Consider the following 24,160-nt stretch of genomic DNA (forward strand, 5'->3'; position numbering starts at 1 on the left):
AAGAAAAAGAAGATTTAGAGCAAAAACTGAAAAAAGAGAACAGTCCTTTTGCTTTGCAACAAAGCAAAGAACATGACTCAATAAAAAAGAAGATTGAGCAATTGGATAAGCAGATTAAACAATTAAAAGTATCGGAGGACAAGCTATCTGTATCCCAGCTTTCTGTGGATTCAGGGAAAAAAAGGAATGAAAAATCCAATAATACTTTAAGTCCTGTAAGGCGGTTTGATGAATTTATACCCAGGGGTGAACAGGCTGAAAAGCCTTCTGCAGGAATTTATAGCCTGGCTATGGATGAAGAGGGAAAGCCTGCGATTTCTTTTGATTAACCATCAAAAATAAAAGCAATAACTCACGAAAACAAAGTAAATAATAATGAAAAAATAGCCGGATTTCAGAAAAGAAATCTGGCTATTTTTGTACAAGAATACTACCTATCTTTGTTGAACCTCCAATTTTCACAGGAAAAGCAATCATTACCGATGATTCTTTCCTCCCACCAGCCGAAAGCTACTCTGCCTGCAGCAGGAGCCTGTGAACCTTCTGCTAAAGAAAGAAATACTAAAAATGAACCTCCTGGTGGGAAAATCAATTTGCCGTTTTCTGTTTCAACCAAAGTGATTTCTGGTTCTCCTCTGCGGACAAAGGCTTTGATGCCCCCTACAGGATTTCCCGTAACATTAGATTCTAACTGCAGCTCTATCCTGGGTTCAGGGGGAGGCTGTATGGCTGTGTTGGAAGGGGTTACCAGAGCTGTTTGAATATTTCCTTCTGAAGGGGGAGTGGAATTGAACCAGAACTGTGCACGAAAAGGTGATTCGGATATGTCTGTTACTGTCCAGACATTAACAAATAGATTTACGCCTGAATCCGGGGGTTGTATAACCTTGCCCATGCACTGGTTCCATTTCCAAAACTTAAATTATCAGCATAGCCAATAAAATATTTACCTTCTAAAGATTCATATAGTTCAATAGGAATGTTTACACTTTTGCTAAAGTTATATTGGTAATCACAAGACCAATTACCATTATTATTATACATAGTTTCACCTTTTTTACGGAGTAGTAACACTATTAAATCATTATATGCGCCATTTAAAGGGCTGGTGAATGTGATGGATAAACTTACAATGGCTATAGTATTTTATTTAAGAAATTTGTAAGAATATATGTATTGACGAATAATATTATATGTCATATAGTATTATTGCAAACATAACATAAAAGAAAAGAGGGAGAAAATGGGATTTCAAATTGGATCTGCTTTGCTTGATGCCTGTGTATTATCAGTTCTTTCAAAAGATGATACCTATGGCTATGTATTAACGCAAACCATGAAGCAGGTAATGGATATTTCTGAATCTACGCTTTATCCGGTCTTACGAAGACTGCAGAAAGAAAACTATTTAAAAACGTATGATCAGCCGTTTCAGGGTCGTAACAGAAGATATTATGCCATAACCAGTGAAGGCAAAGCAAAATATGAAATGTATAAAAGAGAGTGGATTGTTTATAAAAATCAGGTTGATGCCATATTGTGCGGGGGTGATAAGGATGAATAGACAGGAATTTATAAGGAAGCTTGAGTCAGAACTGTCGAAGCTTCCAAAGGATGAATGCAGGGATGCAATAGACTATTACAATGAATATTTAGACGATGCAGGAGCAGAGAATGAAGAAGCTGCCTTAAGAGAGCTGGGGAACCCTTCAAGGATTGCAACTCAGATTAAAGCAGATTTTGCAGTAAAACAGTTAAGCAATAAATCAGGGGAAAGAAACCCCCAGGGCAAAAAAGGAATTGCCACTATATGGTGGGTGATTTTAGGGATTTTTGCTGCCCCAGTAGCACTGCCACTGGCTATTGCAGGTGGATTGCTGGCAATATGCATATTAGTGATGGCAATAATTGTGGTTGTGGCGGCATTATTCTGTGTAGCAGCTTTTTTTGTCAGTGGAATCGTTGCCTTTGCTGTAGGAATATATATACTTTTTGTTAATTTCGCTGATGGAATATTCGCAGTAGGTACAGGGTTGGCATTGGTAGGAGCCACAGCCCTGCTTGCACTTGGAATTGTATTTGCAGTAAAGTTCCTGATAAGAATTACTGCAAAAAGAATGAATGAAAAAAGACAAATAAAAGCAAAAACAAAGGAGGCAGAGGAAAATGAATAAAAAATTAAAAATATACATCATAGTGTGCATCTGTTTAATTGTATCTGGCCTTTGTTTTGCCGGAATCGGTCTGATGCTAGGTTCAGATGGGAATATAGAGCTTAACCACTTTTCCTGGGATTTAGGTGATAATTCATCTGGCCTGCATATAGGAACATCTGACCAGGAAAGCACTGTGACATTGAGCGGACAAAGAGTTACAGAATCTACAGAGGTTAAACAGCCAGTCAATGTGATAAAAACTAAGGTTACTCTAGGTAATATCAGAATGATTGAAAGCAATGATTTTAAGGTGGTATATACTTATGATAAAAAATTTGGAAAACCTGAAATTAAAGTATCAAACGGAACTTTGTCCATTGTTGATAAATTGAGTAAAAAAGATATTAACCTGGGAATAAAAAAAGAGAATTCCCTTAAAAATAATGATGGAATTGAATATAAAATATATTATCCTAAGGGAACAAAGGTAAAATTAATTGATATGGAAAATAATCTGGGGAATGTTGATATTTCAGGTATAGAAACAGAAGCACTGAATATCCGGCTGGATTTAGGGGATGTTGAATTAACTGGTGTGAAAGGAGGCACTGTGAGCTTAGATACCAACTTAGGGGATGTATCTATTAAAAATATCCAGACACAGGGCCTGTCAGTAGACACCCAGATGGGGGATATTGACATAGACGGAACCCTTAAGGGAAAAAATACTATAGTTTCGGATATGGGGGATATTGATGTACAGACCACTCTTAACAAGGAGGAGTATTCTTTAAAACTGAATACAGATATGGGAGATATTACAGCAGGCAAGGATAGTACGGAAGGGACGTATGAGGTTCATAACAATTCAGACAATCTCATTGATGCCCAGGCATCAACCGGGGATATAAGAGTTGAATTTCACTAAAGAGATAAAAGGGCAAATAAAAATGCCTGAACCAAACTAGTTACACAGCATACAATATTATAGAATAATTTAGGAGGAAGTACGATGGACCAACAAAATTCTGATTGTATGAATGGTAACTTAACACCAAAAGAAGTAAAATTATATAACTTACTTAGACGTCTTTGGATTGAGCACGTAATGTGGACTCGTTTTTTTCTGATAAGCACAGCTGCAAATCTGGGGGACTTAGATTATGTCACCAACAGGCTGTTAGAAAATCCTAAAGATTTTGCATATCTCCTGAGTATGTTTTATAGCAACCAGAAAGCTTCGGATTTTGAAAAACTTTTCACAGAACATCTGATGATAGCATCACAACTGGTAAATGGGGTGAAAGCGGGAGATACAAAAACAGCGGATGAACAGCGTAAATTATGGTATGGGAATGCAGATGAAATTGCAAATTTCTTAGGAAACATTAATCCAAACTGGGATTCTAAAGTCTGGCAGTCCATGCTGTATAACCATTTAGAAATGACTGAAAACGAAGCGGCACAAATACTTACAGGGCAATATGAAGACAGTATCATGCAATATGACCTGATACAGGAAGAAGCATTGCTAATGGCAGATGAAATGGCTTGTGGACTGATTAAACAATTTAATATCTAGAGTATGTCCCCTTTACTTTACAGTTAAGCTTCTATCGGATTAAAATAGCCATTTGCAATGCAAATGGCTATTTTGTGTAATAAGGTTTTTATTTTGAACGAATATGAGCTGCAACTTTTACGTCCTCTTTCTTGATGTGGTTGATAAGCCATCCACCGATACTGGTGTTTACTTTCCCTACAAGAACAAGATTAGGACCTTCCTTTTCAAGCTGATCCGCAATTTCACGTACAACTTTTTTAAATCCCTCATGGTATTGCTTATGATTTGTATAGTCAGGATACTGACTTGCTATCTGAAGCTTTTCTTCATCTGCGAAGTGCTTTGCAGTATAGTCATACAAAAATGTTGTAGTCTCTTTTAAAGCATCTCTGCCTTTACCCTGGGCACAGGCCTCAAGCAAGTTGTTAATAGCATTTATTAACTGCTTGTGCTGTCCGTCTATAGTACTGTTTCCTGTTTCTAAATCACTGGTCCAATCGTATTTCATAATTACTACTCTCCTATGTATAAAATTACATTAGTCCTGCTCATACAGAATAGCATATTTGCAGCACTTATGGTTTTCTTAACAGCTATATATCTGCTAGCATCATATAGAACTGTTAGTTATTTCCGTTATGTAAATTATATACCCTGGGCCGGTAAAAATAAACATATAAATTTCCAGATATATGGTATGATAAAACGAAAAACATCTATAAAATTTTATGAAGAGGTGATAAAGTGGAAGATTTATTTACTATTGGCCAAATTGCAAAGCTTTTTGATATAAATATAAGGACATTAAGATATTATGATGAAATAAACTTTTTAAAACCAGAATACATCGAGCCAGATTCAAAATACCGATATTATTCTATTAAACAGTTTGAACACTTAAATACCATTAAATATTTAAGAGAACTAAATATGCCACTTTTTAAGATTAAAGAGTTTTTAGATAACAGAGAAGTTGATGGACTAGTCACCATGTTAAAGGGGCAGCAAGATGAACTAACTCACAAAAAGTATGAGCTTGAAAGAATAGAAAGGAAGATTCACAACCGTCTTTCTCAGATTCAAGACGCTATGAAGTCGGATTTTAATGAAATAAAGGAACAAGTGATTTCAGAAAGAAAGATAGCTGTTTTAAAGAAGAGTATAAGCCTTGGAGAGGATATTGAGTATCCTATTGCAGAACTTGGAAGCACTCATTTGTTAAATTCGGCTATATTTTTAGGTAAAGTTGCATTATCCATTGAAAAAGATAATTTAGAAATGGGAAAATTTGATGAATTCTCTTCTGTTATTGTTATTGTTGAAGAGGAAGATCAAAGCGGAACAAGCTGCTCTGAACTTGCAAAAGGAACGTATTTAACTTTAAGATTTCAAGGAACACATAAAGATGCAAAGAAGTATTATAAGAAATTATTGAAGTATTTAAAAGAAAGAAACTACAAGATATGCGGAAATGCCATTGAAATAGCCTTGATAGATGAAGGAATGACAAATGATATTTCTCAACATGTAACCGAAATACAAATTCCATATAAAAAAGATTGACACTCTAGCTACTAGAGGGTTTATTATTATCTCTATATAGTTGAAAGAGGTGATGATAAAATGTTAGGAACAATTGTAAATACAGGAACAATTATTGTAGGCAGTCTTATAGGGACTCTGATTCATAGGGGTATTAAAGAAGAATATAAAGGTGCTCTTTTTAATGCTATGGGTTTAGCTGCTGTTGCACTAGGCATAAATACTATTGCAAATTATATGGGGAAGAGTAATTATCCTGTATTGTTTATCATTAGTCTTGCAATTGGAAGTCTGATTGGTTCCATCATAAATATTGATGAAAAATTTCAAAAGCTGATTGGAAGATATTCCAAAACAAACTTAGGACAAGGGTTGTCAACAGGGGTACTCCTTTATTGTATCGGAACTTTATCTATATTGGGACCTGTAATGAGTGCTGTCTATGGGGATAATACATATTTATTTACAAATGCTACGTTAGATTTGGTTACTGCCATGGTTCTCGCGTCTACCTATGGGATTGGGATGATATTTGCTGCACCTGTTTTATTTGTCTGGCAGGGAAGTATTTATCTCACAGCACAATACCTATCAAGCGCATTCTTTTCAGAGACTCTGTTCACAGAGATTTCTATCATTGGGGGAATTTTAATAGCAAGCTCAGGGCTTAGTATTTTAGAGATAAAAGATTGCAAAACGTTAAATATGTTACCATCTTTAGCGGTACCAATCGTGTTTTTTATCCTAAAGGGAATTATTCATTAGTGTGGCGATTATACTCATATGCAAAAAAAGAAAAAATCCGATAAATTTTCGGATTTTTTCATATGAATATCTCAATTATATTATTTTTTTATAATGGGTTTAACTACTTGCCGAAGTATCTGTTGTAAAGTCCTTCAAATGCACAACCATGTCTTGCTTCATCTTTAGCCATTTCATGAACAGTGTCATGGATAGCATCCAGATTCTGCTGCTTAGCTAATGTAGCAAGAGCCTTCTTACCAGCACATGCACCATTTTCAGCTTCGATTCTCATTTCTAGGTTTTTCTTAGTTGAATCAGTAACAACTTCACCTAACAGTTCTGCAAATTTAGATGCATGTTCTGCTTCTTCCCAAGCTGCCTTTTCCCAATAAAGACCAATTTCAGGATATCCTTCTCTATGTGCAACTCTTGCCATTGCAAGGTACATACCTACTTCTGTACATTCCCCTGTGAAGTTTGCTCTTAAGCCTTCGATGATTTCAGGATCAACACCCTTAGCAACACCAACAACATGCTGGTCAGCCCACTGTCTTGCACCTTCTTCAACCTTAACAAATTTTTCTGCGCCTACTCCGCACTGTGGACATTTTTCCGGAGCCTCAGCACCTTCATAAGTATAACCGCAAACTGAACAAGTCCATTTCATAATTCCATCCTCCATTTTCCTATAGATTTTTTCTTTAATATGTGATCACCCAATAAAAAATATAGATACATATCCATATGGGTGATACCTTATTGAATTGATTATACTTCATTTATACCTTGAAAATAATAGATTAAACATATTTTTCTAAAAAATTTTTTCAACCACAAATTAAGCAGGCAGTCTATGGCAAACAGCTTGAAAAAGTACCTGTAATTTGGTATCATAGGAGTGTTATATTACTGTAAGTAATATTGCAAGGGTAAAGGGGAAAGACAATATGACTAAAATTTTTAATAACTCAAAACAACATAATAGAAGTAAGGGAATCAGAAAAGCAGCCCTGCTTGCCACAGTCATGGTACTTGTTTTAAATCTTACAGGGTGTGCCACCTTTGAAAATTTTAAAAGTACTTTTATAGATAAAGAGGAAGAGCCGGAATCAACTGTCCGAATCGGCGTTTTTGAACCCTTAAGTGGGAAAGACAAGGAAATGGGAGAGATGGAAGCCAGGGGTATTGAGCTGGCCCATACTATGTTTCCAAAGGCTCTGGGAAAAGAAGTGGAACTTGTTTATGGGGACAATAAATCCGATATGAATGTAGCAGAAAGTGTAGCCAAGGAATTAGTAGATAAAAGAGTTTCTATTGTTCTTGGCAGTTATGGAAGTGCCAACTCCCTTGCTGCAGTAAGCACCTTTGAAAAGGCTAAGCTGCCGGCTATAGCCATAACCAATACAAATCCGCTGGTGACAAGTTATAACCCTTTTTATTTCAGGGTTTGCTTACTGGATTCTTTTCAGGGTGTTGCCCTGGCAAAGTATTCAGTAGAAGCGTTGAAGGCCAGTTCTGCAGCCATTATGAGGCCTGAGAATGATGATTATGCCATAGCCGTTTCACAGACGTTTTCAGATAAATTTATACAAATGACAGGAAATGCCAACGCAGTAGTGGTTTCCTGTGATTATGAAGCTGATAAGAAAAAACAGGTTACAGAAGATTTGAAAAAAATAAAAGAATCAGGTGCTCAGGTTGTTTTTTTACCTGTAAAATTAGAAGAAGCAGCTGAAATCCTGAAGCAGGCAAAAAAGATGGGCGTCACTGCTTTATTTTTAGGAACGGACCAATGGGATTCAACGAAATTAATGGAACTGGCAGGCAAAGAAGCAGTGCAGAATGTTTCATTCTCAACTATCTTTGACCCAAATACAAATACTACGATTATGTCTGACAACTTTAAAAAAGCTTATAAAGCCAAGTATGGACAGGACGCTGTTCCAGAAAGTGCGGCTGCTCTTGGTTTTGACGCTTATATGATTGCAGTGGATTCCTTAAACAAGGCAGGTACTGCCCTGAATGGAGAAGCTCTTAGAAAAGTTATTGCAAACACAAGAGAATTTCCGGGAGCCTCAGGAACTATCACATTTGATATGAACGGAGATCCTATCAAATCTGTGGTTGTAAAGAAAATTGTAGGAGGACAGGCCATATCGGCTTATACAATGGAGCCTGACATTGTAAGTATGTATTAAATAACTACATTTTTTAGCAGGAAAAAAGCATAATATTCTATTGAAAAAATTGTTTTTGTGGTAGAATAATAAAAAGTAGAAAAAAGGAGAAATTACCATGGAAGAAAAAATAAAAGAAGCTTTAGAAAATATCCGACCTTTCTTACAGAGAGACGGAGGAGATATCGAATTTGTTGAACTGACACCTGAAAACATTGTTAAAGTAAGATTACAGGGACACTGTGCAGGATGCCCTGGTGCAACCATGACACTGAAGGCAGTTGTTGAAAAACTATTAAAAGAATCATACCCTGAAATTGCAGGAGTAGAAAACGTTTAGTTTAGTAAGGAATAGATATGGAAAACGCTGAAAGAAAAAATCGGTTTACAGCGCTTCTGATTACTTTAATTGCAGTGGGGTGCCTGATCGCATTACCACTGCTTTTTAGTGGATGCGGCAAGGAAGTGAAGCAGTCTGCAGGGCCAGGAGTTCAACAGACTGAACAGCCTATTGATTTAAATATCCTTTGTGTAGGGGATGTTATGGTGCACAAACCACAGATAGAGTGTCAGTATGATGCAAGTACAGGTAAATACGATTATACAAATAATTATAAATATGTTAAAGATTACATAAGTCAGGCAGACCTGGCTCTGTGCAATGTTGAAACAACTTTTGCAGGAGCGCCGTATTCAGGGTATCCCGACTTCTGTGCCCCGGATGAATTAGCGGATGCACTAAAAGATACTGGCTTTGATGTGGCTATAACTTCAAACAACCATATGATGGACAGGGGAGGCCCTGGGATGAAGAGGACCCTTGAAGTACTAAGGTCCAAAGGATTTGAAACTGTGGGGAGCAGACTTGATAATCAGGAAAAACGGTACGCCATTACAGACGTAAAGGGTGTAAAAGTTGCTGTAGTAGCGTATACTTTTGAAACGTCAACAGGTGGTTCCGGTACTGCAATAAATGGAAGTGTTATTTCTCCTGAGAATGCACAACTGATTAATTCCTTTAGCTACGATACAATCGACCATGATCTGGCTCAGATCAAGAACACCTGTGAAGAAGCCAGGAAGGCAGGAGCAGAAATTGTTATATTGTACTACCACTGGGGAGAAGAATATCAGAATTCTGCGAATAAGTGGCAGAAATACATAGCGGAGAAAAGTGTAGACAATATGGATGTGGATATAATATTTGCATCACATCCTCATGTACTTCAGGAAATGGATTACATAAAAAACCAGACTACCGGTAAAACCGTTCCGGTATTCTACAGTATGGGAAATTTTATATCAAATCAGAGAATAGAAACCTTAAATAACAGATATACTGAAGAAGGAATAATTGCAAAGGTAAATCTGCAATATGACAAATCACAAGGTAAAGCAACTAATGTGAAAATGAGTGCAGTACCTACCTGGGTGGAAAAATATAATTCAGGTGGAAGACCAATTTACGAAATTATTCCTTTAGATGAAAACCTGCAAAATAATGAAACGCTGAAAGCTTCTGGACATATATCCAGAGCAGAAGCTGCATTGGAGGATGCAAATGGAATACTTGAAACGCATTGATGAATCGAAAGATGAAATGGTGAGAACCCTTCAGGAACTGGTATCAATCAAGAGTGTAGAGGATAAACCTGCTAAAGATGCCCCTTTTGGCAAAGGTGTGGCTGAAGCTTTTGATTACATGATGAAAAAAGCGGAATCCGAAGGATTTGACACAGAAAATGCAGACAATTACGGGGGACACATTGAATTCGGCGGTTATATTCTTGATGAGGAAGGACAGATTACTGGCACCAGTGACGAGGTAATGGGTATTATAGGCCATCTGGATGTGGTACCAGAGGGTTCTGACTGGGAATATGAACCATACGGAGGAGTTATAGCGGATGGCAGGATTTATGGAAGAGGAACAATAGATAATAAGGGACCGGTTGTAGCTGCATACTATGCCATGAAGGCACTTAGAGACAGCGGATACATGCCTGAAAAAAAGGTAAGGCTGATTCTTGGACTGGATGAAGAGACCAACTGGAAAGGTATGTACCATTACTTATCAAAGGTGAAGGCACCAGATTTTGGATTTACTCCGGATGCTGAATATCCGGCTATATATGCTGAGAAGGGAATTCTGGTTTTTCAGCTGGCTAAAAAAATCGGCAAAAGTGCAGGAAAGGGACTGGAACTCAGGAGCCTCACCGGGGGTAACGCACCTAATTCCGTAGCGGATTATGCCAGAGCCGTGGTCAGAGCAGATAAAATGGAAGCCTATGACAAAGTAAAAGAACTGGCATCCCAATACAGGGATCAAAATTGTGCTGAAGAGGGACAGCATGCCTATGGAGCTAAATTAAACTGTAAAGGTGTTGGTAAGAGCTTAGAAATAGTAGTGCAAGGTGTTTCTGCCCATGGAGCTACCCCGGAAGACGGAACCAACGCCGTTTCAGTATTAATGGACTTTTTAGGTAAAATTGACATAATAAATGATGACGTAAATGAATTTGTAGAGTTTTATAACAAACATATTGGCTTCGAACTGGACGGGAGTGCCATGGGATGTGGGCTTTCTGATGAAGCTTCAGGAAAACTGGTATTTAATGTGGGCAAGGTGGACCTTGAAGGAGAAGCGTTAATTCTTACTATAAACATAAGGTACCCTGTTACCTTCAATGATGACACAGTTTATCAGGCTATGATGCCTGTTATTAACAAGTATAATATGGGGGTCATAAAAATAAAAAACCAGGATCCTATTTACATGCCAAAGGATCATCCCATGATTAAAACATTAATGGAAATCTATGGAGAGCATACGGGAGATACGGAAAGAGAGCCTATTCTTATAGGAGGGGAACTTATGCCAGAGCTGCAAAGAATATCGTAGCTTTCGGAAGCATATTTCCTGGTGATTTTGATTCATCACATCAAAAAAATGAATGTATTGAAATCGACAAATTAGTTTTAAATGCGAAAATTTTTGCAGATGCTATTTACAGATTAACACACTAAGTATATAATAATATGCAGAATTGTTTCAGGGGGAGGTGTAAGTCCTCACCGGCGGTAATGAGTTTTATACTACGAGTCCGCGAGCTGAAAAGCAGAATGGGTCAGATTCCCATACCGACGGTATAGTCCGGATGAAAGAAACAGGCATGTTTAATTGACGTGCTTTTATTTCAATGCAGCATACCCTGAGAGAAATCTCAGGGTTTTTTTATTATTTAGAAAAGATTGAGAGGATTAAAAATGACATCACGAAACAAAACAGTTAAAATGGCCAAAATGGGTATGCTTGTGGCAATCTCAGTAGTTTTGGTATATTTAGTACACTTTCCTATTTTCCCGGCCGCAACATTTTTAGAATATGATCCTGCGGATATTCCGATTTTTATTGGTACATTTGCCTTTGGACCAATGGCGGGCCTTCTGCTGGCAATCGTTACTGCTGTAATCCAGGGAACAACGGTAAGTGCCATCAGTGGTTTGTATGGCATTATCATGCATATTTTAGCTACGGGTTCCTTTGTATTAGTTGCAGGAATGTTGTACAAGGGCAGAAAGAATAAAAAAGAAGCGGTAATAGCCCTTTGTGCTGGTGTTATTACCATGACTGTGGTAATGGTGATAGCCAATATGATTGTTACACCCCTGTTTACGGGTTGGCCCTTAAGCGCAGTTATGAAGGTAATGCCGTTTATTGTACTATTTAATCTGATAAAAGCCGGAGTGAATTCGGTAATAACTTTCTTCCTATATAAAAGGATAGCTGGATTTTTACATAAATAGCCAGATTATGATTAATATGTTAAGATAATAAAATGCCCTGAGTCAGTCAGGGCATTTTATTTATGTATACTTTTAATATTTTATTAAAATAAATTATGTGGTACAATAAAAGGTATGAGTAAATTAATTATAAAAGATGAGAAACAAACAAAAGAATTTGGGCTAAGGCTTGCGGATAAGCTGATGCCGGGAAGCGTTGTGGCGCTGATTGGCGATTTGGGAACAGGCAAAACAGCACTTACCAAATATATTGCAGAAGGACTTGGAATTAAGGAAACAATTACAAGCCCTACTTTTACTATTGTCCAGGAATATTACCAGGGCGGCTGCCTCTTTATCATTTTGACGTGTATAGAATCAATGATATAGAAGAAATGTTTGAACTTGGCTATGAGGAATATTTCTTTGGAAAAGGGGTGTGCATCGTAGAATGGGCAGACTTAATAACAGAGATTATTCCGGAAGATGCCCTTGTTATTAATATTACCTATGGACAGAATGAAGGGGAAAGAATTTACGACATAAAAGGACTGGAGGCGGGTCTATGAATATATTAGCCATTGAAACCACCGGGGCTGCGGCATCGGTGGCAGTAATCAATGAAAAGGGTCAGATTTTTGAGGAAGTTTGCAGGGAAACGCTGAATCATCTGCAGTTTTTAATGCCCATGGTGGAGAAGGTGCTCGAAAAAAGTAAATTGCATATAAACGATTTGACAGCAATCGCAGCATCTGAAGGACCAGGTTCTTTTACTGGTATCAGGATAGGTGTTTCTTCTGCCAGGGCACTGGCACAGGCATTGAAGTTAGAATGTATCAGCGTACCAACCCTAAAATCTTTCCTTTTTAACAAAGAAGAATACCAGGGTATTTACTGCCCTATTTTCAATGCCAGAAGGAACCAGGTATATGGGGGAGCCTATAAATGGGGTGACAGTCATTCGATTCAGGAAGTGGTAGAAGGAAAGGCTTATATGCTTTCGGAAATTCTGGATTTGCTGGCACAGGTTTTAGAAAAAGAACAGAATGAAGTAACTTTTTTTGGAGATGGTGTCGAAGCATATCAGTCTCAAATCGAGGAGTGGCAAAATTCATCGTTAAATAGCAATATACAAATTAACTTTGCAGATGCTGAAGCACGCTATCAAAAATCATCCTCTGTTGCAAAACTTGCTCTTGAATTGTATAAAGAGGGAAAAATGTGCCAGTTTAATGATCTCAGACCTAATTATATGAGAAAAGCCGAAGCAGAAAGAAAGTTAGATGAAGCAAAAGCGGCTCAGGATAAACGGTGAGCCCTATGAGTGAATTGATTATCCGAAGTGCAGAGGAGCGGGACATTAAGTCTATGGCAGAACTGGATAAAGTGTGCTTTGCAGATCCATGGAGTGAAGAGTCTTTTAAAAGTGAGATTATGGAAAATGAAAGGGCATTTTATATAGTTGCTGAAACGGATGATAAAATTGTGGGATATGCAGGATTGTGGGCTGTTTTCGACGAAGGACACATCACTAATGTGGCCGTCTCTCCAGCATATAGACGAAGAGGAATCGGAAGAGCTATTATTACAGTTTTAATAGAGACTGGAGAAGGTAATGGATTGAACAGTTTTACCCTGGAAGTAAGAGAATCCAATCTGCCAGCACAGAACTTATATAAAGAATTCAGCTTTAAGCCGGCGGGCATCCGAAAAGGCTATTATCTGGATAATGGTGAAAACGCTATAATTATGTGGCGTACTCATGAATAAAACAAATTACCTTTGAAATACTAAGATAAAAAGTATTTTGGAGGTTTGTAAAATGACAGTTTACTATGGCAATAACAGAAACAGAGATAATTATTACTATAACAGCAGTGAAGACTATTATGATGACATGAGCAATCCTGTATCAAATTGCAGCCGATTTGAGAGAAGGCACGATTTCAGCACATTTAATATGTCGGATTACATGTCATGTGAAAACTGCAGACATTTATCTTCAGATAACAAATGTATTGCACGTGCAGATACACATAATGGGAGTATGGAATGAAAAACGGAAAATTTTTAACAATGGCAATTGAGTCAAGCTGTGATGAGACTTCGGTAGCCTTACTTCTTGAAGGAAGGGAAGTGCTTTCCAATGTTATTTCCTCGCAGATAAAAGTACATCAGGTTTTTGGAGGAGTTGTACCCGAAATTGCATCCAGACATCATCTGGAAAACATCAATAATGTAACAACTCAGGCCTTGATGGAAGCAGGTGTTACGCTGGATGATGTGGACTTAATCGGTGTAACTTACGGACCTGGACTTGTGGGGGCGCTGTTGATTGGCTTAGCATCTGCAAAGGCGTACGCTTTTGCCAAAAACATTCCTTTAGTAGGAGTACATCATATACAAGGGCACATTAGTGCCAACTACATACAGTACCCTGATTTAGAGCCACCTTTTATGGCTTTGGTTGTTTCAGGGGGGCATACAAATATCGTAGAAGTAGAAAATTACAACTCTTTTAAAGTACTGGGCGGCACCCGGGATGATGCTGCCGGAGAAGCCTTTGATAAAGTCGCAAGAGTTCTGGGACTGGGATATCCAGGAGGGCCTTTAATTGATAAAATTTCAAAAGAAGGAGATGCGGAAGCTATTCCATTTAAGAGGGTGTTTCTTGAAAAGGGTAGCTATGATTTCAGTTTCAGCGGTATAAAGACAGGTGTACTGAATTACATCAATTCAGAAAAACAGGCAGGCAGAGAAGTGAACATTGCCAATGTTGCAGCCAGCTTTCAGCAGGCAGTTCTGGATGTAATTGTCACAAAAGCTGTGGATGCAGCCATAAAAATGAAAAAGGATAAGATTGTGCTGGCAGGAGGAGTGGCTGCAAACAGCAGGCTTCGGGAAATGCTCACGGAGAAGTGCGGAGAGAACGGAATTAAACTTTACTGTCCTGCACCTATTTTATGTACAGACAATGCAGCTATGATTGGATGTGCTGCATATTACAAATACAAAGCGGGATTTTGCAGTGATTTAACCTTGGATGCCTATCCAAATTTACCACTTACAGACATTTAAACTGCAAAATTCTGTAACGAAAATTAAAAAACGGAGATATGAAATGATAATACTTTCAGCAACGAATATAATGAAGGTATATGGCGTGGATGTAATTCTTAAAGATGTCTCTTTTCATGTAAATCAGGGAGACAGGATTGGCATAGTAGGCAACAATGGTGCAGGAAAGACCACCTTGCTGAATATATTATGTGGAGAAATGCCATATGACGATGGAAATGTATTTATTTCCGCGAATACAAGTATCGGATACTTAAAACAAAGTCAGAATTTTGATTCAGATAAGACACTAATAGAAGAAGTTTCAGCTATCTTCAGCCATATAGCTGACATGGAAAAGGAAATGGCTGAGTTGTCCCATGAAATTTCGGACAAGTCTTCAAAAGAAGAAAATGTAGATAAACTTCTGCAAAGATATGATGAAATCATGGAAGCTTATAACAGATGTAACGGTTATAGTTATAAAAGTGAAATAAATGGCATATTAAATAGCATGGCTTTTACAGAAGATTTTTATCATAAAAAGATATCCATGCTAAGTGGTGGAGAAAAAACCAGGCTGGCACTGGCCTGTCTTCTTTTAAAGAAACCAGATATCTTATTTTTAGACGAGCCGACCAACCATCTTGATATTGGAACCTTAAAATGGCTGGAGCAGTATCTCAAGTCCTATAGTGGAACAATTATATTAATATCCCATGACCGATATTTTCTGGATCAGACGGTTAACCGTATCTTTGAAGTGGAAAACCATAAGTTGTATACATATCAGGGTGGATATTCTGAATACGCAGAGAAAAAACGACAGAGACGGGAAGAAGAACTAAGGAAATATGAAGGACAGCAGAAAGAAATAGCCAGACAGGAAGAAATCATCAGAAGGTTTAAGCAACATGGTACAGAAAAACTGGCTAAGCGCGCCCAATCCAGAGAAAAACGGCTAGCCCAGATTGAGCTTGTGGAAAAGCCAGAGGCTCTTGTGGGCAAAATGAAAATACATTTTAAACAGCAGTTTAAGAGCGGAAATGATGTGGCTTTGGGAGAAGGTCTGCAAAAAGGATTTGGCTATGGCATGCAGAGAAAAGAGCTGTTTAAAAATGTAGATTTTGACATAAAAAGGGGTGAGAGAATTTGCATAGTAGGAGCAAATGGTGTGGGTAAAACTACCTTGCTTAAAATCCTCATGAATGAGCTTGAACCTGATGGCGGGCGGCTAAAGATAGGGCATAATGTTCAATTCGGGTATTATGATCAGGAACAGCAGAATCTGAATCCTTCCAATACAGTTTTTGATGAAATGAAAGATTCGTACAGACTCTACACGGACACAGAAATGAGAAGCATGCTGGGAAGATTTCTATTTAAAAATGAAAGCGTATTTTTAAATGTAGGAACTTTAAGTGGTGGAGAAAAGGCAAGGCTCTCCCTGCTGAAACTGATGCTTTCTGGTTCAAATGTGCTGATTCTGGATGAGCCGACCAATCATCTGGATATTACTTCAAAGGAAGTATTTGAAGATGCCCTGCTGGAGTTTCCTGGTACGGTCATTGTCGTATCCCATGACAGATATTTCTTAAACAAGGTTCCTACCAGAATCATGGAACTGGATACAGATGGCATGACAGCATATCTGGGTTCGTATGATTATTACATGGAAAAAAAGCAGGAAATTGTGTCAGGAAAAAAATATTTAAATGAGTTGAGCAGCGTTCAAAGCTTAAAAGATGAAGAGGTTTCGGAGGAATCAGAGTTTAAAAACCTGAGTTCCAGTGAACAAAGAAGAATAAATAAGGAGCTTGAAGCAAAAGCTAGAAGAAAGGAACGGGAGCAAAAAAAGCTGGAAGAGGAAATAGCAACACTGGAAAAACAAATTGCAGATTTGGAAAAAGAAATGTGCAAACAAGAGGTTTTCAGTAATCACATACTCCTTGCAGAATACCACGATAAAAGTGAGACTTGCAAAGCCAGGCTTTCCGAAACCTATGATAATTGGCTTTTAATACAGGAAGAGCAGGAATAATTATTGTGAAAAAATTGTGTTAATTTGTGTTAAAAATTATACAAAAATTTTTAAAAATGCTCTTGCATATCCTATAGTAGTAAATTATAATGAATTTTAGTCAATAGGACATAGAAAAAAATGAAATTGAGTGAAATGTATAGGAAATATATAGTTTCTAAAGTATGGAGGTTAGTTATATGACATTTGACAAAATAAAGGAAATTATTATTGAGCAGTTAAGCGTAGACGAAGCACAAGTTACTCTTGACACTCATCTTATGAAAGATTTAGAAGCTGATTCACTGGATGCAGTAGAAATAATCATGGCAATCGAAGATGAATTTGACATCGAAGTTCCAGATGAAGACGCTGAAAAGTTCCAGTGCGTTGGTGACATTGTTAAGTACGTTGAAGAAAAATTAAACTAGTCATCAGATGAAAGCCCGCAGATAGCGGGTTTTCGTTATTATTGAATATGGCTGGATATAAAAAGGAATTTGTGAAAATGAAAAAAGGTTCAAAAATATCAAATGCGGTAATTAAGCGGTTACCTAGATATAGAAGATATCTTAATGAGCTCAAAAGAAAAGGTGTTGATAAAATCTCTTCAAGAGAGTTAAGTGATTTAATCGGGTATACAGCTTCTCAGATCAGACAGGACCTTAACAATTTTGGGGGCTTCGGTCAACAGGGTTATGGCTACAACGTGGAAGCATTATATAATGAAATCAGCAGCATTTTGGGGCTTGATAAAGAATATAAAATGGTTATTGTAGGAGCAGGAAATCTGGGACAGGCCATTGCGAATCATACTTCATATTATAAAGCAGGATTTGTTGTATGTTCTTTATTTGAAGTAAATCCAAAGCTTGTAGGAATAAAGATAAATGATATCGATGTACGTGACTGCGAAGAACTGGTACCGTATATTGAAGATAACAGTATTGATATAGGAATTATCTGTACAACGAAAGATGCAGCACAGGAAGTGGCAGATAAAATGTCCTTTGCTGGTGTAAAAGGCATATGGAATTTTGCCGCTGTAGATTTGGAAGTTCCAGAAACTGTTGCAGTAGAAAATGTCCACTTAAGTGACGGGCTACATTCACTGGCATATCATATTAATAGAAATCATTATTTTGAATAGAAAATATGAAAATAACCGTTTCAAAAGAAACGGTTATTTGTTATAGTAGAACTTATAATAGATTAACCTTCTACGATAGCATCAACAGGACATGCATTAGCGCATGCACCACAATCAATACACTTGTCAGCATCTATAACTCTAGCGCCGTCACCCTCAGAAATTGCTTCTACAGGACATTCTGGGTCGCAAGCTCCGCAGTTGATGCAAGCATCTGTAATTTTGTAAGCCATTGTTGATAATCCTCCTTTTTTAAAGTGCTCAAAAGCCAATTAGATTATATCAAAGGGAAATGGAGAAGTAAAGATGAAAGTTTATTCTCTTGTCGGAAAAAGCGGAACTGGGAAGAGTTATCAGGCTATGTCATTATGCGGCAGAAAGGACATCCCTGCCATTATTGATGACGGCCTGTTTATATATGAGAGCCGGATTTTACAGGGTCAGTCCGCCAAGCGGCAGACGACAAAAATCGGGGCCATAAAAACAGCCTTATTTACAGATGAAGAACATCGTCAAACTGTTGCCAAAAAAATTAAAGAGATTAATCCGGATAAGATACTAATATTAGGTACTTCTACGGGAATGGTGAACAAAATTGCTGAGAGGCTGGAACTACCAGAGATAGAAGAACGGATTTTTATTGAAGATATTACAACGGAAGCTCAGAGAACAGCAGCCCGAAAGCAAAGGGTGGAACTGGGCAAACATGTCATTCCTGCACCAGCAGGTCAACTGAAAACGGATTTTTCAGGGTATTTCCTTCACCCAATCCGTATGATCAGGGGGTTTGGCTTTGGAACCAAAGAAAACATCCAGGAAAGGTCTGTAGTCAGGCCTACATACAGTTATCTGGGTGAATTCTTTATTTCTGATAAAGTTGTGAATGATATTGTATACTATCTGGGAGAAAAGAACGAGGGCGTTCATTCAATAGTGAGGGTACTTACCCAGAACACCAAAACAGGTATAGGATTAACAGTTACAGTGAATATGAACTATGGAAATCAGGTTATGGAATGTGCCCGGGAGCTGCAAAGGGAAATTACCGAGCATGTAGCCTATATGACGGCTTTTAATATTCATTCTGTAGATGTAGAGGTTAAAGGATTAGTATAAATTATAAATGCAGGAAAAACGGACTTGGAGAAAACAATGGTAGTCACAGAAAAAGTCAGAGATTTTAATCTGGACCACATATTTGATTGTGGGCAGTGCTTTCGATGGAACAAAGAGGAAGATGGAAGCTATACGGGTATAGCCTTTGGGAGACCAGTAAATATATGTTTTGAAATAGATAAAGAAGAAGAGAACCAGGGCAGGCTTTCTATAGATAATATTGACGAAAAGGAATTTAATCAATACTGGAAATCCTATCTGGATTTAGACAGGGACTATGGGCAGATAAAGGCTGTTTTAGGGGAAAAAGATTTAATTATGGCTGAGGCCATAAAATCCGGACAGGGAATAAGAATATTAAAACAAGATCCATGGGAGACCCTGGTGTCTTTTATCATATCCCAGAACAATAATATTCCCAGAATCAAAAAATGTATTGAAGGCTTGTGTGAAATGTTCGGAGAGAGTGCAGGAAATTTTCGAGGAAAAAGATATTTCGCTTTTCCCAAGCCTGAAGCCCTGGCTCAATTGACGGAAGTTGACTTAGCCCCTGTTAAACTGGGATACAGGGCAAAATATATAATAGAAACTGCCAGAAGAATTGCTGCTGACAATGCCAGCCACTTAAAAGAAGAGCACACGGATTTGCTGACACTGGAGCAGCTTTGCCACGCAGAGACCCAAAAGGGCTATGAGTATTTAATGAGTTTATGTGGTGTAGGACCTAAGGTCGCAAATTGTATTTTACTGTTTGGTATGGGAAAACACGAGAGTTTTCCTATTGATGTGTGGGTTCGTCGTGTGATGCACAGACTATATGGTATAGAGGAAAATGATATGAAAAGTATGTCGGATTATGCCAGTGAAAACTTTGGACAATATGGAGGCATAGCGCAGCAGTATTTATTCTATCACATAAGGCAGTTGGAGAAATAAGTAGGGAGATGGTGTTACACATGCTTGGACCAATAGTAAACGCTGCAGCTATCATTGTATGTGGGCTGGCAGGAACGTATGTAATAAAAGGGGTACCTGAAAGATTTGAAAATCTGGTCATGAAGGCTATTGCTCTTTCTCTTATATACATAGGAATATCCGGAGCATTAGAAAATAAGAGGGTAATGATTCTGATTCTAAGCCTGGTAATTGGAGCTATTGTAGGGGAAGCAATCAATATTGATTTGCAGATGAACAGATTTGGGAAATGGGCAGAGAAAAAGCTGGGATTTTCAGAAGGTAACTTCGCTAAAGGGTTTGTGAATGCATCCATTTTATTCTGTACGGGGTCCATGGCCATAGTAGGGTCACTGGAAAGTGGACTGCAGGGAGATTGTGAAACCTTGTTTGCCAAAGCCATACTGGATGGAGTAATCGCTGTGGTATTTGCCTCACAAATGGGGGCTGGTGTGATATTTTCTGCAATTCCGGTGCTTATTTATGAAGGGGGCATTGCCCTAGGGGCAACTTTTATGAAAGGAATGCTTACGGAGGATATCATTACAGAAATGTCTGCTGTAGGAAGTCTTTTAATTGCAGGTATAGGCTTTAATTTCATGGAAGTCAGGGAAATTAAGGTTGCCAATCTGATACCCGCTATATTTTTGCCGTGGCTGTTTATCGCTCTCGAGAAAATGTTTACATAATAATATTTATTGGAAATATAGTGCTTGACTTTGTTGTCGTACTATTTTTATCCATAAAATTAAAAAAAAGTATTGACATTGGGAAAGATTAGTTTAAAATATAGTTAGCACTCAGGGATAATGAGTGCTAACAAAAACATAAATAATAAAATTATATATATCAAACAACAGGAGGTATGAAAAATGAGTTTTGGAATTAAGCCACTTGGCGCTAGAGTAGTAATTAAGATGGTTGAAGCAGAAGAAAAGACCAAGAGCGGTATCGTTCTTCCAGGCCAGGCTAAAGAACAGCCACAGATGGCAGAAGTGGTTGCTGTAGGACCTGGAACAGAAGAAGAAAAAATGGAATTAAAAGCTGGCGACAAGGTAGTATTCTCAAAGTATGCCGGGACTGAAATCAAATACGCAGGTGAGGAATACACCATTATGAGCCAGAAAGATATTTTGGCAATTGTAGAATAAGAAAGAGGGGAATTGAAAATGGCTAAGGATTTACATTATGGAGAAGATGCTAGAAGAAAATTACAGACTGGTGTTGATAAGCTTGCAAATACTGTAAAAATTACATTAGGACCTAAGGGCAGAAATGTTCTTATTGAAAAGAAATTTGGTTCACCACTTATTACAAATGACGGTGTTACTATTGCAAGAGAAATCGAACTTGAAGATGCAGTAGAAAACATGGGTGCACAGCTTGTTAAAGAAGTTGCAACTAAAACAAATGACGTGGCAGGTGATGGTACTACTACTGCTACACTACTTGCGCAGATTATCATTAAAGAAGGATTTAAAAACGTTGCCGCTGGAGCGAACCCAATGGTATTAAAGAGAGGTATCCAGGGAGCAGTGGACGTGGCTGTTGAAGAAATCAAGAATATTTCAAAGCCAGTTGAAAGCAAAGGAAGCATTGCTCAGGTTGCATCTGTTTCAGCTGCAGATTCAAATATCGGAGAACTTATTGCAGAGGCTATGGAAAAGGTTGGTAAAGATGGTGTTATTACTGTTGAAGAATCAAAATCCATGGGTACAACTCTGGAAGTAGTGGAAGGTATGCAGTTTGACAGAGGTTATTTATCCGCTTACATGGTAAATGACACTGAAAAGATGGAAGCTAACATGCAGAACCCTTACATTTTATTAACAGATAAGAAGATTTCAAATATACAGGACATACTTCCTATTCTGGAACAGATTGTTCAGCAGGGAAGAAAGCTTCTGATTATCGCTGAAGATGTTGATGGTGAAGCTCTTGCCACATTAGTAGTGAATAAGCTAAGAGGTACTTTCGACTGTGTAGCTGTTAAGGCTCCTGGCTTCGGTGACAGAAGAAAGGCTATGATGGAAGACATCGCTGTTTTAACTGGTGGTACAGTAATTTCTGAAGAAGTTGGTTACGACATAAAAGAAGCTACTTTAGATATGTTAGGTACTGCTGCATCAGTTAAGATAACTAAAGAAAATACTGTTATCGTTGATGGAGCTGGTAATGCAGAAGAAATCCAGAGTAGAATTAAGCAGATCAAGCACCAGTATGATGAATCAACTTCCGATTTTGACAAGGAAAAGCTTCAGGAAAGACTGGCAAAACTGGCAGGCGGCGTAGCTGTAATCCAGGTAGGTGCTGCAACAGAAACTGAACTGAAGGAAAGAAAATTAAGAATTGAAGATGCTCTGAATGCAACAAAGGCTGCTGTAGAGGAAGGTATTGTTGCTGGTGGTGGTGTTGCTCTTGTTAACGCAATTCCAGCTGTTAAGAAATATGTTGAAACCCTTTCAGGGGATGAAAAGACTGGTGCTGCAATTATCATGAGAGCACTGGAAGAACCAGTTAGACAGATAGCTGAAAATGCTGGATTTGAAGGTTCTGTTATTGTTGCAGAAGTTAAAGGCAGCAAGATTGGTGTGGGATTCAATGCATCAACAGAAGAATATGTTGACATGATTAGCGCTGGTATCGTAGATCCTGCTAAGGTTACTAGATCAGCACTTCAGAATGCTTCATCTGCATCTGCAATGCTTCTTACAACCGAAGCTGGTATTGTAGATATAAAGAAAGATGAACCGGCTATGCCTCCAATGGGCGGCGGTATGCCAGGAATGATGTAGGGTTTATAAAACTCAGCAAAATCAAAATATAACATGCAGGGGATGTCTCAGATAATCTTTCTGAGACATCTTGTTTTTTTGTGAATTTACAAATATTAAATAAGTTTGTGCAATTTAATATTTAATTGAAATATAGATTTGGTTATGTTAGAGTAAAAAGATAATAAGCAGTTAAAGGCAGGGTACTAAGTTGGAAACCATTCTGATAATAGATGATAGTTTTTTTAATATTCAATTACTAAAAGGTATATTACAAAAAGAATATAACATAATTTATGCAGATGAAGGTAAAAAAGGGCTAGAAATTGCAAAACATACACAGCCTTCACTTATACTCCTGGATATTGAAATGCCAGGGCTCAATGGCTTTCAGGTCATGGAAAGACTGCAGGCAGCCAAGGAAACTCAGCAGATTCCCGTGGTATTTCTTACGGGTGTAGATGATACAGCCACAGAAGAAAAGGCATTTTTCTGCGGGGCGGTGGATTACATCAGAAAACCTTTTTGCTGTAACGTAGTGTGTGCAAGAGTTCGCACACATATCAATATGTTCAGATATAGAAAGATGCTGGAAACCCAGATGTATATAGATGTACTGACCGGATTATATACAAGAAAACACTGCATTGATTATACAAGCAAACAATGGAAGTATTGCATAGAGAATAAAGTTCCTTTTTCTTTAGGAGTTGCGGATATAGACTTTTTCAAAAGAGTAAATGATACCTATGGTCATCAGGAGGGGGACAGGGTCCTGAGCGCCGTCGCCAACATTATGAAACAGGCCATGCCGGAAGAAAATAACTACATCGCCCGTATGGGTGGAGAAGAATTTTTTCTTATCCTGGTCGGCGAAAAAAGAGCCTCAGCTTGTGAGATTATGAAAAACGTATGCAATGCGGTAGGGCAGAAAAGTGTCTGCAAAGTGGGCGGTAATTCTGAAGAAGAGATTCGTGTGACCATAAGCATTGGGGGAAGTACCATTATCCCTTCGGAGAGAGACTCGGTTGATGCTTTTACGGCAATTGCCGATAAAATGCTGTACGAAGCAAAAGGAAAGGGCAGGAATCAGGTTATATGGATTTAACCTTTTATA

General features: G+C 38.0%; 30 protein-coding genes, 1 pseudogene and 1 riboswitch. Of the genes and pseudogenes, 27 read left to right on the plus strand and 4 right to left on the minus strand.

Annotation, left to right across the window (positions count from 1 at the left end; genetic code table 11):
• Nucleotides 1-101: 101 nt before the first annotated feature.
• Nucleotides 102-329, plus strand: a complete 228-nt coding sequence (locus Ami3637_RS09770) for a hypothetical protein (protein ID WP_162362409.1) — start codon at nt 102-104, stop codon at nt 327-329.
• 101 nt (nt 330-430) lie between these two features.
• On the opposite strand, the pseudogene Ami3637_RS09775 reads toward Ami3637_RS09770, so the two are convergent.
• Nucleotides 431-1,044 (minus strand): annotated as a pseudogene (locus Ami3637_RS09775) (DUF6143 family protein).
• A 199-nt stretch (nt 1,045-1,243) separates the two neighbouring features.
• Between Ami3637_RS09775 and Ami3637_RS09780 the strand changes: the two are divergent.
• The 4 genes from Ami3637_RS09780 (at nt 1,244) to Ami3637_RS09795 (ending at nt 3,738) form a co-directional block, all read left to right on the plus strand.
• On the plus strand, nt 1,244-1,564 hold the full coding sequence (locus Ami3637_RS09780; RefSeq protein ID WP_162362410.1) for a PadR family transcriptional regulator: 321 nt from the start codon (nt 1,244-1,246) through the stop codon (nt 1,562-1,564).
• The gene (locus tag Ami3637_RS09785; protein ID WP_162362411.1) at nt 1,557-2,174 is read left to right on the plus strand and encodes a DUF1700 domain-containing protein; all 618 of its coding nucleotides are present in this window, start codon (nt 1,557-1,559) and stop codon (nt 2,172-2,174) included. The genes Ami3637_RS09780 and Ami3637_RS09785 overlap by 8 nt, the downstream gene beginning before the upstream one ends.
• Complete coding sequence (locus tag Ami3637_RS09790; RefSeq protein WP_162362412.1) at nt 2,167-3,084, plus strand: DUF4097 family beta strand repeat-containing protein; 918 nt, start codon at nt 2,167-2,169, stop codon at nt 3,082-3,084. Before Ami3637_RS09785 ends, Ami3637_RS09790 begins: the two co-directional genes overlap by 8 nt.
• Before the next feature lie 84 nt (nt 3,085-3,168).
• Nucleotides 3,169-3,738, plus strand: coding sequence for an acetylglutamate kinase (locus Ami3637_RS09795; protein ID WP_162362413.1), 570 nt, complete (start codon nt 3,169-3,171; stop codon nt 3,736-3,738).
• An 88-nt stretch (nt 3,739-3,826) separates the two neighbouring features.
• Here the strand turns inward: Ami3637_RS09795 and Ami3637_RS09800 are convergent, their stop codons facing one another.
• Nucleotides 3,827-4,228, minus strand: coding sequence for a bacteriohemerythrin (locus Ami3637_RS09800; protein ID WP_162362414.1), 402 nt, complete (start codon nt 4,226-4,228; stop codon nt 3,827-3,829).
• A gap of 236 nt (nt 4,229-4,464) precedes the next feature.
• On the opposite strand from Ami3637_RS09800, the gene Ami3637_RS09805 reads away from it, so the two are divergent.
• Together Ami3637_RS09805 and Ami3637_RS09810 are read left to right on the plus strand one after the other, a co-directional pair.
• The gene (locus Ami3637_RS09805) at nt 4,465-5,283 is read left to right on the plus strand and encodes a MerR family transcriptional regulator (protein ID WP_162362415.1); all 819 of its coding nucleotides are present in this window, start codon (nt 4,465-4,467) and stop codon (nt 5,281-5,283) included.
• A 60-nt stretch (nt 5,284-5,343) separates the two neighbouring features.
• The gene (locus Ami3637_RS09810; protein WP_162362416.1) at nt 5,344-6,027 is read left to right on the plus strand and encodes a DUF554 domain-containing protein; all 684 of its coding nucleotides are present in this window, start codon (nt 5,344-5,346) and stop codon (nt 6,025-6,027) included.
• A 103-nt stretch (nt 6,028-6,130) separates the two neighbouring features.
• Here the strand turns inward: Ami3637_RS09810 and Ami3637_RS09815 are convergent, their stop codons facing one another.
• Complete coding sequence (locus tag Ami3637_RS09815) at nt 6,131-6,679, minus strand: rubredoxin-like domain-containing protein (protein ID WP_162363726.1); 549 nt, start codon at nt 6,677-6,679, stop codon at nt 6,131-6,133.
• Nucleotides 6,680-7,034: 355 nt separating this feature from the next.
• On the opposite strand from Ami3637_RS09815, the gene Ami3637_RS09820 reads away from it, so the two are divergent.
• From Ami3637_RS09820 to Ami3637_RS09880, 14 genes are all read left to right on the plus strand, one after another.
• Nucleotides 7,035-8,207 carry an ABC transporter substrate-binding protein gene (locus tag Ami3637_RS09820; RefSeq protein ID WP_456298128.1) on the plus strand — a complete coding sequence of 391 codons (1,173 nt, stop codon included), beginning with the start codon at nt 7,035-7,037 and terminating at the stop codon, nt 8,205-8,207.
• Between the two features lie 97 nt (nt 8,208-8,304).
• Complete coding sequence (locus tag Ami3637_RS09825) at nt 8,305-8,526, plus strand: NifU family protein (protein ID WP_162362418.1); 222 nt, start codon at nt 8,305-8,307, stop codon at nt 8,524-8,526.
• A 17-nt stretch (nt 8,527-8,543) separates the two neighbouring features.
• On the plus strand, nt 8,544-9,770 hold the full coding sequence (locus Ami3637_RS09830) for a CapA family protein (protein WP_162362419.1): 1,227 nt from the start codon (nt 8,544-8,546) through the stop codon (nt 9,768-9,770).
• Entirely contained in the window at nt 9,748-11,088 is a 1,341-nt protein-coding gene (locus Ami3637_RS09835; protein ID WP_162362420.1) for a Sapep family Mn(2+)-dependent dipeptidase, read from the plus strand. Before Ami3637_RS09830 ends, Ami3637_RS09835 begins: the two co-directional genes overlap by 23 nt.
• 142 nt (nt 11,089-11,230) lie before the next feature.
• Nucleotides 11,231-11,360: riboswitch (FMN riboswitch) on the plus strand.
• A 93-nt stretch (nt 11,361-11,453) separates the two neighbouring features.
• Nucleotides 11,454-11,993 (plus strand): ECF transporter S component, encoded by a 540-nt coding sequence (locus Ami3637_RS09840; protein ID WP_162362421.1) that lies wholly within the window; start codon nt 11,454-11,456, stop codon nt 11,991-11,993.
• A gap of 114 nt (nt 11,994-12,107) precedes the next feature.
• Complete coding sequence (gene tsaE / locus Ami3637_RS18585; protein ID WP_330586584.1) at nt 12,108-12,362, plus strand: tRNA (adenosine(37)-N6)-threonylcarbamoyltransferase complex ATPase subunit type 1 TsaE; 255 nt, start codon at nt 12,108-12,110, stop codon at nt 12,360-12,362.
• A 5-nt stretch (nt 12,363-12,367) separates the two neighbouring features.
• Nucleotides 12,368-12,541, plus strand: coding sequence for a tRNA (adenosine(37)-N6)-threonylcarbamoyltransferase complex ATPase subunit type 1 TsaE (locus Ami3637_RS18590; RefSeq protein ID WP_330586585.1), 174 nt, complete (start codon nt 12,368-12,370; stop codon nt 12,539-12,541).
• On the plus strand, nt 12,538-13,287 hold the full coding sequence (tsaB, locus tag Ami3637_RS09850; protein WP_162362422.1) for a tRNA (adenosine(37)-N6)-threonylcarbamoyltransferase complex dimerization subunit type 1 TsaB: 750 nt from the start codon (nt 12,538-12,540) through the stop codon (nt 13,285-13,287). The genes Ami3637_RS18590 and tsaB overlap by 4 nt, the downstream gene beginning before the upstream one ends.
• Nucleotides 13,288-13,292: 5 nt before the next feature.
• Nucleotides 13,293-13,742 carry a ribosomal protein S18-alanine N-acetyltransferase gene (gene rimI / locus Ami3637_RS09855; protein WP_162362423.1) on the plus strand — a complete coding sequence of 150 codons (450 nt, stop codon included), beginning with the start codon at nt 13,293-13,295 and terminating at the stop codon, nt 13,740-13,742.
• 52 nt (nt 13,743-13,794) lie between these two features.
• Complete coding sequence (locus tag Ami3637_RS09860) at nt 13,795-14,028, plus strand: hypothetical protein (RefSeq protein WP_162362424.1); 234 nt, start codon at nt 13,795-13,797, stop codon at nt 14,026-14,028.
• A complete protein-coding gene (tsaD, locus tag Ami3637_RS09865; RefSeq protein WP_162362425.1) occupies nt 14,025-15,050 on the plus strand; it encodes a tRNA (adenosine(37)-N6)-threonylcarbamoyltransferase complex transferase subunit TsaD in 1,026 nt (341 codons plus the stop codon). Before Ami3637_RS09860 ends, tsaD begins: the two co-directional genes overlap by 4 nt.
• A 43-nt stretch (nt 15,051-15,093) precedes the next feature.
• Nucleotides 15,094-17,070 (plus strand): ribosomal protection-like ABC-F family protein, encoded by a 1,977-nt coding sequence (abc-f, locus tag Ami3637_RS17905; protein ID WP_162362426.1) that lies wholly within the window; start codon nt 15,094-15,096, stop codon nt 17,068-17,070.
• A 179-nt stretch (nt 17,071-17,249) separates the two neighbouring features.
• The gene (gene acpP, locus Ami3637_RS09875) at nt 17,250-17,480 is read left to right on the plus strand and encodes an acyl carrier protein (protein ID WP_162363727.1); all 231 of its coding nucleotides are present in this window, start codon (nt 17,250-17,252) and stop codon (nt 17,478-17,480) included.
• Between the two features lie 47 nt (nt 17,481-17,527).
• Nucleotides 17,528-18,199 carry a redox-sensing transcriptional repressor Rex gene (locus Ami3637_RS09880; RefSeq protein WP_330586587.1) on the plus strand — a complete coding sequence of 224 codons (672 nt, stop codon included), beginning with the start codon at nt 17,528-17,530 and terminating at the stop codon, nt 18,197-18,199.
• 62 nt (nt 18,200-18,261) lie between these two features.
• On the opposite strand, the gene Ami3637_RS09885 is transcribed toward Ami3637_RS09880, so the two are convergent.
• Nucleotides 18,262-18,432 carry a 4Fe-4S binding protein gene (locus Ami3637_RS09885; RefSeq protein ID WP_162362427.1) on the minus strand — a complete coding sequence of 57 codons (171 nt, stop codon included), beginning with the start codon at nt 18,430-18,432 and terminating at the stop codon, nt 18,262-18,264.
• Between the two features lie 73 nt (nt 18,433-18,505).
• On the opposite strand from Ami3637_RS09885, the gene Ami3637_RS09890 reads away from it, so the two are divergent.
• From Ami3637_RS09890 to Ami3637_RS09915, 6 genes are all read left to right on the plus strand, one after another.
• Nucleotides 18,506-19,315: an Asp23/Gls24 family envelope stress response protein gene (locus Ami3637_RS09890; RefSeq protein WP_162362428.1), complete on the plus strand. Its 810-nt coding sequence runs from the start codon at nt 18,506-18,508 to the stop codon at nt 19,313-19,315.
• A gap of 36 nt (nt 19,316-19,351) precedes the next feature.
• Entirely contained in the window at nt 19,352-20,251 is a 900-nt protein-coding gene (locus tag Ami3637_RS09895; protein ID WP_162362429.1) for a DNA-3-methyladenine glycosylase family protein, read from the plus strand.
• A gap of 20 nt (nt 20,252-20,271) precedes the next feature.
• Complete coding sequence (locus tag Ami3637_RS09900; protein ID WP_162362430.1) at nt 20,272-20,958, plus strand: DUF554 domain-containing protein; 687 nt, start codon at nt 20,272-20,274, stop codon at nt 20,956-20,958.
• Nucleotides 20,959-21,141: 183 nt separating this feature from the next.
• Complete coding sequence (locus Ami3637_RS09905) at nt 21,142-21,420, plus strand: co-chaperone GroES (protein WP_128746436.1); 279 nt, start codon at nt 21,142-21,144, stop codon at nt 21,418-21,420.
• 18 nt (nt 21,421-21,438) lie between these two features.
• A complete protein-coding gene (groL, locus tag Ami3637_RS09910; protein ID WP_162362431.1) occupies nt 21,439-23,064 on the plus strand; it encodes a chaperonin GroEL in 1,626 nt (541 codons plus the stop codon).
• A gap of 190 nt (nt 23,065-23,254) precedes the next feature.
• On the plus strand, nt 23,255-24,151 hold the full coding sequence (locus tag Ami3637_RS09915; RefSeq protein ID WP_162362432.1) for a GGDEF domain-containing response regulator: 897 nt from the start codon (nt 23,255-23,257) through the stop codon (nt 24,149-24,151).
• Nucleotides 24,152-24,160 lie beyond the last annotated feature (9 nt).

The sequence above is a fragment of the Aminipila terrae genome (assembly GCF_010120715.1).
GTDB classification, from domain to species: domain Bacteria; phylum Bacillota; class Clostridia; order Peptostreptococcales; family Anaerovoracaceae; genus Aminipila; species Aminipila terrae.

Bases quoted from the DNA above. Each gene is read 5' to 3' on its own strand.
- Ami3637_RS09885 (WP_162362427.1), bottom strand. From the start codon at position 18,432: ATGGCTTACAAAATTACAGATGCTTGCATCAACTGCGGAGCTTGCGAC.
- Ami3637_RS09905 (WP_128746436.1), top strand. From the start codon at position 21,142: ATGAGTTTTGGAATTAAGCCACTTGGCGCTAGAGTAGTAATTAAGATG.
- Ami3637_RS09830 (WP_162362419.1), top strand. From the start codon at position 8,544: ATGGAAAACGCTGAAAGAAAAAATCGGTTTACAGCGCTTCTGATTACT.
- Ami3637_RS09795 (WP_162362413.1), top strand. From the start codon at position 3,169: ATGGACCAACAAAATTCTGATTGTATGAATGGTAACTTAACACCAAAA.
- Ami3637_RS09790 (WP_162362412.1), top strand. From the start codon at position 2,167: ATGAATAAAAAATTAAAAATATACATCATAGTGTGCATCTGTTTAATT.
- Ami3637_RS09860 (WP_162362424.1), top strand. From the start codon at position 13,795: ATGACAGTTTACTATGGCAATAACAGAAACAGAGATAATTATTACTAT.
- rimI (WP_162362423.1), top strand. From the start codon at position 13,293: ATGAGTGAATTGATTATCCGAAGTGCAGAGGAGCGGGACATTAAGTCT.
- Ami3637_RS09785 (WP_162362411.1), top strand. From the start codon at position 1,557: ATGAATAGACAGGAATTTATAAGGAAGCTTGAGTCAGAACTGTCGAAG.
- Ami3637_RS09825 (WP_162362418.1), top strand. From the start codon at position 8,305: ATGGAAGAAAAAATAAAAGAAGCTTTAGAAAATATCCGACCTTTCTTA.
- Ami3637_RS09835 (WP_162362420.1), top strand. From the start codon at position 9,748: ATGGAATACTTGAAACGCATTGATGAATCGAAAGATGAAATGGTGAGA.
- Ami3637_RS18590 (WP_330586585.1), top strand. From the start codon at position 12,368: ATGTTTGAACTTGGCTATGAGGAATATTTCTTTGGAAAAGGGGTGTGC.
- Ami3637_RS09880 (WP_330586587.1), top strand. From the start codon at position 17,528: ATGGCTGGATATAAAAAGGAATTTGTGAAAATGAAAAAAGGTTCAAAA.
- tsaE (WP_330586584.1), top strand. From the start codon at position 12,108: ATGAGTAAATTAATTATAAAAGATGAGAAACAAACAAAAGAATTTGGG.
- Ami3637_RS09800 (WP_162362414.1), bottom strand. From the start codon at position 4,228: ATGAAATACGATTGGACCAGTGATTTAGAAACAGGAAACAGTACTATA.
- Ami3637_RS09895 (WP_162362429.1), top strand. From the start codon at position 19,352: ATGGTAGTCACAGAAAAAGTCAGAGATTTTAATCTGGACCACATATTT.
- Ami3637_RS09780 (WP_162362410.1), top strand. From the start codon at position 1,244: ATGGGATTTCAAATTGGATCTGCTTTGCTTGATGCCTGTGTATTATCA.
- Ami3637_RS09840 (WP_162362421.1), top strand. From the start codon at position 11,454: ATGACATCACGAAACAAAACAGTTAAAATGGCCAAAATGGGTATGCTT.
- Ami3637_RS09810 (WP_162362416.1), top strand. From the start codon at position 5,344: ATGTTAGGAACAATTGTAAATACAGGAACAATTATTGTAGGCAGTCTT.
- Ami3637_RS09820 (WP_456298128.1), top strand. From the start codon at position 7,035: ATGGTACTTGTTTTAAATCTTACAGGGTGTGCCACCTTTGAAAATTTT.
- Ami3637_RS09900 (WP_162362430.1), top strand. From the start codon at position 20,272: ATGCTTGGACCAATAGTAAACGCTGCAGCTATCATTGTATGTGGGCTG.
- acpP (WP_162363727.1), top strand. From the start codon at position 17,250: ATGACATTTGACAAAATAAAGGAAATTATTATTGAGCAGTTAAGCGTA.
- abc-f (WP_162362426.1), top strand. From the start codon at position 15,094: ATGATAATACTTTCAGCAACGAATATAATGAAGGTATATGGCGTGGAT.
- tsaD (WP_162362425.1), top strand. From the start codon at position 14,025: ATGAAAAACGGAAAATTTTTAACAATGGCAATTGAGTCAAGCTGTGAT.
- tsaB (WP_162362422.1), top strand. From the start codon at position 12,538: ATGAATATATTAGCCATTGAAACCACCGGGGCTGCGGCATCGGTGGCA.
- groL (WP_162362431.1), top strand. From the start codon at position 21,439: ATGGCTAAGGATTTACATTATGGAGAAGATGCTAGAAGAAAATTACAG.
- Ami3637_RS09890 (WP_162362428.1), top strand. From the start codon at position 18,506: ATGAAAGTTTATTCTCTTGTCGGAAAAAGCGGAACTGGGAAGAGTTAT.